Annotated in this window: 7 protein-coding genes; 3 read left to right on the top strand and 4 right to left on the bottom strand. The window is 68.0% G+C overall.

Features of this window, described 5'->3' with window-relative positions:
• The gene (locus PV772_RS21365; protein WP_141160296.1) at nucleotides 1–840 is read left to right on the top strand and encodes a LysM peptidoglycan-binding domain-containing protein; all 840 of its coding nucleotides are present in this window, start codon (nucleotides 1–3) and stop codon (nucleotides 838–840) included.
• Between the two features lie 107 nt (nucleotides 841–947).
• On the opposite strand, the gene PV772_RS21370 is transcribed toward PV772_RS21365, so the two are convergent.
• The 4 genes from PV772_RS21370 to PV772_RS21385 are packed head-to-tail and all read right to left on the bottom strand — an operon-like array spanning nucleotide 948 to nucleotide 4337.
• Nucleotides 948–2411, bottom strand: a complete 1464-nt coding sequence (locus PV772_RS21370) for a protein adenylyltransferase SelO (RefSeq protein ID WP_347887484.1) — start codon at nucleotides 2409–2411, stop codon at nucleotides 948–950.
• Nucleotides 2395–3342: a ribonuclease Z gene (locus PV772_RS21375; protein ID WP_347887485.1), complete on the bottom strand. Its 948-nt coding sequence runs from the start codon at nucleotides 3340–3342 to the stop codon at nucleotides 2395–2397. The genes PV772_RS21370 and PV772_RS21375 overlap by 17 nt, the downstream gene beginning before the upstream one ends.
• On the bottom strand, nucleotides 3335–3859 hold the full coding sequence (locus tag PV772_RS21380; protein WP_347887486.1) for a DUF664 domain-containing protein: 525 nt from the start codon (nucleotides 3857–3859) through the stop codon (nucleotides 3335–3337). Before PV772_RS21380 ends, PV772_RS21375 begins: the two co-directional genes overlap by 8 nt.
• A gap of 46 nt (nucleotides 3860–3905) precedes the next feature.
• Nucleotides 3906–4337 (bottom strand): hypothetical protein, encoded by a 432-nt coding sequence (locus PV772_RS21385; RefSeq protein ID WP_141181682.1) that lies wholly within the window; start codon nucleotides 4335–4337, stop codon nucleotides 3906–3908.
• A 57-nt stretch (nucleotides 4338–4394) separates the two neighbouring features.
• Here PV772_RS21385 and PV772_RS21390 point away from each other — a divergent pair, with 57 nt between their 5' ends.
• Nucleotides 4395–5594, top strand: coding sequence for an AI-2E family transporter (locus tag PV772_RS21390; RefSeq protein WP_347887487.1), 1200 nt, complete (start codon nucleotides 4395–4397; stop codon nucleotides 5592–5594).
• Nucleotides 5595–5688: 94 nt separating this feature from the next.
• On the top strand, nucleotides 5689–6555 hold the full coding sequence (locus tag PV772_RS21395) for a universal stress protein (protein ID WP_307356354.1): 867 nt from the start codon (nucleotides 5689–5691) through the stop codon (nucleotides 6553–6555).
• The last annotated feature ends 78 nt before the right edge of the window (nucleotides 6556–6633 follow it).

Below are 6633 nucleotides of genomic sequence, written 5' to 3' on the forward strand. Positions count from 1 at the left end.
GTGTCAAAAAATTCCATTTCAGCCCGCCACCGCGCGACTCCGGCCCGCTCCATTGTGCTCGAGGGCCTCGCCGTAACAGCCAAGTCGCAGGCCCGCTCCCTGGGCCGCCCGGCGCTCGCTGTGGCAGCAGCGTCCGGCATTGCGTTCGGCGTGGGCGCTCCGGCCCACGCTGGCGTAACCGCACCGGACACTACTGAGCAGACCAGTGTGCAGGCCACCGCCGCAGCACCTGCTGCAGCCCCTGCCGCAGCAGCAGGGAACGTCCACACCGTGGTTTCCGGCGACACCCTCGGCGCCATCGCCGCGGCGTACGGCGTCAACCTCAATGACGTCCTGTCCGCCAACGGCCTGGGCCTGTCCTCGGTCATTTACCCGGGCGACCAGATCCAGATTCCCGGCGCCGGCTACACCGCAGCGCCGGCACCGGCCCCGGCTGCAGCACCCGTGCAGGCGGCAGCCGCCACCGCACCGGCCAACACCGGCATGAACATGTCCTACGCCTCGGCAACGCCTGTGGCTTCCACTACGGGCACCGGCACCGGCGCGGCGATCCTCGCCTCGGCCTACAGCCAGCTGGGTGTCCAGCAGGACTGCACCGCGATGGTTGAGAAGGCACTGCGCTCCGTCGGCAAGTCCGTAGGCGACCTGGCCCCCACCCAGTTCTTCCAGTACGGCACGGTGGTGGGCTCTCCCGCCCCCGGTGACCTGATCATCACCTCCGGCCACGTGGGCGTTTACGCAGGCAACGGCCAGGTTGTCAGCGGCGGCGTCAACGGCTTCGACACGCAGGTGCACTCCATCAGCTGGCTCGGCGGGTACTCCGCAGTGCGCGTAGCCTAGTCCCTGCCGGTCGGGCCCGCATGGCGGTGCCGACTGTGAAGGAGGGTGGCAGCCGGGAAACCGGCTGCCACCCTCCTGTCGTTAACGCACCCGCCGCGCCGCCGCGGTCAGGTCCCGCAGAACGTCATGTAGCTGCCGAAGTCCTCCGGCGGTCCCTGCATATAGCGTTCCAGGCCGGGCCGTTCAGTGAAGGGGTGGCTGACAGCTGCCAGCAGCTGCTGCAGCGGAGCCCGGTCCCCTCCGGTGGCTGCGGACAGCGCCTCCTCCACAAGGTGGTTCCGGGGAATGTACGCAGGATTCACGCTGTCCATCAGCTGAGCGTCCGGCTGGAGATCCTGCCACCCCACCACCCAGGAATCAAGGGCGGCAAGGTCAAGGACCATGCCGCGCACGGGGCGGCGGTCCCCTCGGGCGGCTTTACCCAGGTTGCGGAAGAACAGGGTGTAGTCCACGGGTCCGTCCTTCAGGATGTCGAGGACATCATCCACCAAGGCCCCGGCGGCGCCGCTTTCATCGACGCCGTCCAGACCCAGCTTGGCCGCCATCCCGCGGGTCCATGCCTTGCTGTACTGGCCCCGGAAACCGCCCAGGACCTCCACCGCCGGGGCCACGGCTTTCTCCTGGTCCTGGTCAATCAGCGGGAGCATGGCCTCGGCGAGCCGGGCCAGGTTCCATTCGGCCAGGACCGGCTGGTTGGCGTAGGCGTAGCGTCCACCGACGTCGATGGAGCTGTAGACGGCGGCTGGGTTGAAGGCGTCCATGAACGCGCAGGGCCCGTAGTCGATGGTCTCGCCCGAGATGGTCATGTTGTCCGTGTTCATGACCCCGTGCACGAAGCCAACGAGCATCCACCGGGCGACGAGCTCTGCCTGGGCGGAGACGACTGCCGCGAACAGCGCAAGGTAGGGGTTTGCGGCATCGGCCGCCTGCGGGTAGTGCCTGCCGATGGCGTGGTCCGCCAGCCGCTTCAGGAGGTCCATATTTTCGGTTGCGCGCGCGTACTGGAAGCTGCCAACGCGCAGGTGGCTGCCCGCAACCCGTGCCAGGACGGCGCCGGGCAGCATGTCATCGCGCCGAACCTGCCGCCCGGTGGCAACAACGGCGAGCGAACGGGTGGTGGGAATGTGCAGTGCGTGCATGGCCTCACTGACAATGTATTCACGCAGCATGGGCCCGACGACGGCGCGGCCATCCCCGGCGCGGGCGAATGGCGTCCGCCCCGAGCCTTTGAGGTGGACGTCCACGAGGCGGCCGCTCCGGTCAATGACCTCGCCCAGCAGCAGCGCCCGTCCGTCACCGAGCAGGGGCGAGTACCCGCCGAACTGGTGTCCGGCATACGCCTGTGCCACAGGTGTGGCACCTGCTGGAACGTGGTTTCCCACCAAGAGCCGCACCCCCTCGGGGCTGCGCAGGTACTGCGGGTCAAGGCCCAGGTCCGCTGCCAGTTGGTCGTTCAGGACGAGGAGCTCCGGGCTGGGCGCTTCCTCGGCCCGCCAGGGCACGGCGAGTTCCGCCAGTTCCCGGGCGAATCGGCCATCGAACGTGACCGTGGATTCAGCTGCTGCCGTCATGGTTTAACCCTATCCCCGCAGTTGGACCGGCACCCTCCCGTGCCGGCTGCCGCCGCCGCGGAACGGGGATGCGGTCAAGGTCCTTGGCCGCGATCACGGTAACCCCCGGGGCCCGCGCCTGCGCTTGTCCTGCAAGCAGGGAGGCGTCGTCACCGTACCGTGCGGAGAAGTGGGTGAGCACCAGGGTGCGCGCCCGGGCGGACGCTGCCAGCTCTCCCGCTTGCCCCGCAGTGAGGTGGAGGTACTGCTGAGCCAGGGTACCGTCGTCGTCACTGAACGTTGACTCGGTGACCAGCAGGCCTGCCCCGTCCGCCAGCTCTTCTGCGCCGGGGCACGGCGCCGTATCCATGATGAAGGCGAAGCGCTGGCCCGGCCTCGGACTGCTCATCTCTTCCAGCCTGACTGCCCCCAGTGCGCCATCGCGCTGGAGCCGGCCCACGTCCGGGCCGGAAATGCCTGCCCCCTGGAGCCGCTCCGGCAACAGGGTTCGTCCGTCAGCTTCCCGGAGCAGGTAGCCGTAGGTCTCGATGCGGTGCTTCAGGGGCCGGACCTCCAGGCCTTCCGCCACGGGCCCGGGGCCCGAATGCGGATGGAGCCGAAGGTCGATGCCGGGTGAACTGACTGACACCAGCGCCCGGACCACCGGGTCGCCGGAGGCCGGGTAGTGCAAATGGACAGGGTGCGGCACGCGGTCCAGTGCCATTCGGGACAGCACCCCGGGGAGGCCGTAGCAGTGGTCTCCGTGCACGTGGGCGAGGCAGATCCTGGTGATGTGGCTGGCCGCCACACCCGCATGGATCATCTGGCGCTGGGTGCCCTCGCCGGGGTCGAAGAGCAGGCCCGCGCCGTCCCAGCGAAGAAAGCAACCGTTGTGGTTCCGGGTCCGGGTTGGGACCTGGGAAGCGGTGCCCAATACCACCAGTTCACGCACCGCGGGCGTCTGCCGTCCCTGGGTGCAGGCCCCGCGCGTATGCCGCCTGGCCGACGTGCTGGAGGCAGTCCCCCAGGATACTGACCAGCCGCACCCCGAGGGTCACCGGCGGGTCCCAGTGCCGGTCAACCACACGGTCCAGGTCGGAATCGACGAGGCCGCCGAGGACTCTGGCGGTCTGCCGGTGCACGGCATCGTAGTACTCCTGGAGCAGTTCCCGGGGCGCCGTGACGGAATCCACCTGCTGACTGGAGTGCCCATAACCTGTGTCACGCTTTCCGAGAGGAAGGCCAAAGCGGTCTACGAATCCTTCCGCCACCCAGACCTGCCCCAGTCCCGCGGCGGAGGCCACCTGCGCATCTTCAACCCGGCCCGTGTGCCAGATCAGCCAGGCAATTGAATTGCCCTGGCCGCCTGGGCGGTCCTGCAACTGCGCTGCCTCCATGCCGTCGAGTGCCTGCCGGACCAGGCCAGGGAGCCGGCCGAAGGCCTCCTGCAGCAGTTCCTTGGATTGCATGGTTCTCCTCCCCACTTCGGGCCGGGCCTGATACCCGCCCGGGTTGCTAGCGTTCCAGGTCGTCAGGCTCGAACTCGCTCAGGGGCGAGCCGCCAAAGTTTTCCTCGTCATCGCTGGCGTCGGCCTCAAGGCCGGTGGGGACTTCCCCAAAATCGACATCCGCGGCGGCTTCGCCGAGGGTGGGAGCGTCCGGCGGCACCTGCTCATCACCGGAGCGGTACCGCGCCTGGGCGCTTTCATCCCGCAGTGCCTGGTCGCTCAGGAAGTCTTCCTCCCCGCCCGTGCGGGCCTCGTCCTGCAGCAACGGGTCTTCCTGCCAGCGGTCCGGGTTGTTTTCGGCAGCGCCGGGGTAGTTGTCCGGCTCCCCCGCCACAGGGTCCAGTTCAAGGGACGACGCCGCGCCCGGGCTTCCATCCAGAAGGACGTCGTCTTCCTCCACAACTTCCAGTTCATCGTCGGGGACGTTTTGTTCAGCCATGGTGATGCCTTTCTGGTTGACTGTTGGGCAGACAATAGTAAGCATACTGACCACCAAATGCTGATGGAACCTCGGGTGCACACGGCAGGCAAGGAGAAGGCCATGGAACGGATTGATCCCCCCAACGGGGACGCGGCAGGCTCGTCCCGTCCGCAGTCCTTCACCGGCAGGATGTCGGTGCTGTGGACCGATGCCCTGGGCCGGGCAAGCATACGGGCCGTCCAGACGCTCGCCGTGCTGGCGCTCGCCTGGACGGTGGTGACGGCGGCTGTCCGGGTTCCGCTGGTCACCATCCCGGTCCTGGTGGCGCTGATCCTGGCCTCGGCGATGGCTCCCGCGGTCCGTTGGCTCGCGGCGCGTGGTTGGCCCCGCGCCCTGGCCGTCCTGTCGTCCTTCCTGCTGATCCTGGCCATTGCCGCAGGCATGGTGGGCGGAATCATCGCCCTGGTCCGCCAGGAAGCCTCCGTGCTGGCGGCCCGGGCAGAAGCAGGAATCGGCCAGTTGCAGCAGTTCGTCACCACCGGCCCCGTCGCCCTGACAAACGACCAGATCGGGGCCGCCCGCGCCGAGTTCCAGAAGTTCCTGGCCGGCGGCACCCTGGGCGCCGACGCGCTGACCGGGTTGAGGACTGCGGGTGAGATTGCAGCAGGTACGGTCCTGACGGCCGTCATCCTGTTCTTCTTCCTCAAAGACGGGGAGAAGATCCGGGCCTTCCTGATCGGGTTCCTTCCCGGAAGGCGCCAAGGGAAGGCCCATCTCGCTGCCGACCGCAGCATCGTGGTGCTCGGCGGATATGTGCGGGGAACCCTTGTCATTGCTGCCATTGACGCCGTCATCGTCCTGATCGGGCTCCTGGTGCTGAGGGTTCCGCTGGCAGTCCCCCTGGCGGCGGTGGTTTTCCTGGGTGGCTTCATCCCCATTATTGGCGCAACCACCGCAGGCAGCCTGGCCGTGCTGGTCGCCCTGGTCGAAAATGGGCCTGTTCCCGCTTTCATCGTCCTGGTGCTCCTGGTGGCTGCCAACCAGTTTGAGCACCACATCCTGCAGCCCCTCTTCATGGGCCGCGTACTGCGGATCCACGGATTGGTGATCATCCTGGCCCTGGCGGCAGGAGCCACCCTGGCAGGTGTCATCGGTGCCCTGCTGGCGGTCCCGCTCACCGCCGTCGGCTGGACCGTGTACAAGACCCTGGCAGAAGGCGATGCACCCGGCCCGGAGCCCGTTGCCCCTGACGGATCCCGGCCTGCGGGGTCCTGACCCGCGCTTCGTGACCTTTGGCCCTACAACCCCGGGCGCACCGGGGACAGTCTTGACAGGCAGACCCGGATTACGAGGAGCAGGAAGTGCGGCCATGACATCCCAGAAACCCATCGCTGTGGGCACCAACGACTCAGCCCAGAGCCAGGCTGCCGTCCTGTGGGCAGCCCGCCGCGCCCACCGTGCGGGGCTGCCGCTGGTGGTCCTCCACGTGGTGGACGACCGCTGGGTTGCCGAGCCCTATCCATGGTTCGGGACGCTCCAGCAGGCGGGAGAGGAACTCCTCAAGACCGCCGTGGGACGCCTCGAAGGAGCCGTTCCCATCACCCCCGCAACTGAACTGCTCACCGGAAGCGTGGGCGGGTCACTGGCCAAGTACTCCAAGAAGACCTCGATGATGGTGATCGGTTCCGGCAGCGGGCACTTCGGCGGATCCCTGGCCGACCGCGCGCTCCAGGTCGCCACCGCCGCCAAGGTCCCTGTCGCCGTCGTCGGAACCCAGGACCTCGAGGGCAGGTCAGGGGTGGTGGTGGGCGTTGACGGATCGCCGGAGTCCACCCAGGCCGTAGCCTTCGCTGCCGCCGAGGCGGACCGGGAGGGAGACGAACTCACGGTGGTTTATGCGGTGAGCGTCCCCGACCCCATTGTCGACGCGGGCCTGACCCCGGCCACGCTCGCGGACCTCATTGTGGATGAGGACAGGGTGGTCCTTTCGGAAGCCGTCGCCGGGCTGAAGGAAGACTACCCCGACCTGACAGTGCACCAGCGGCTGGAAACCGACAGGGGCCCGGTGGACGCGCTTGTCGGCACGGCGGCCGGAGCCCGGCTCCTGGTCGTCGGCAGCCGGGGCCGCGGCGCCTTCAAGCGTCTGCTGCTCGGTTCCACGGCCCACGGTGTCCTCAAGCACCTGCCCTGCCCCACCATCATCACCCGGACGCAGGCCGCCAAGAACGCCATCTAGGTGTACTGAGTCAGGACGTTGGTTACATCGTGAATAGGTGAAGACCTCTTAGGTTGGTGGTTACCACACACAGCCAAC

The sequence above is a fragment of the Pseudarthrobacter sp. CC12 genome (genome assembly GCF_039907755.1).
Lineage (GTDB): Bacteria > Actinomycetota > Actinomycetes > Actinomycetales > Micrococcaceae > Arthrobacter > Arthrobacter niigatensis.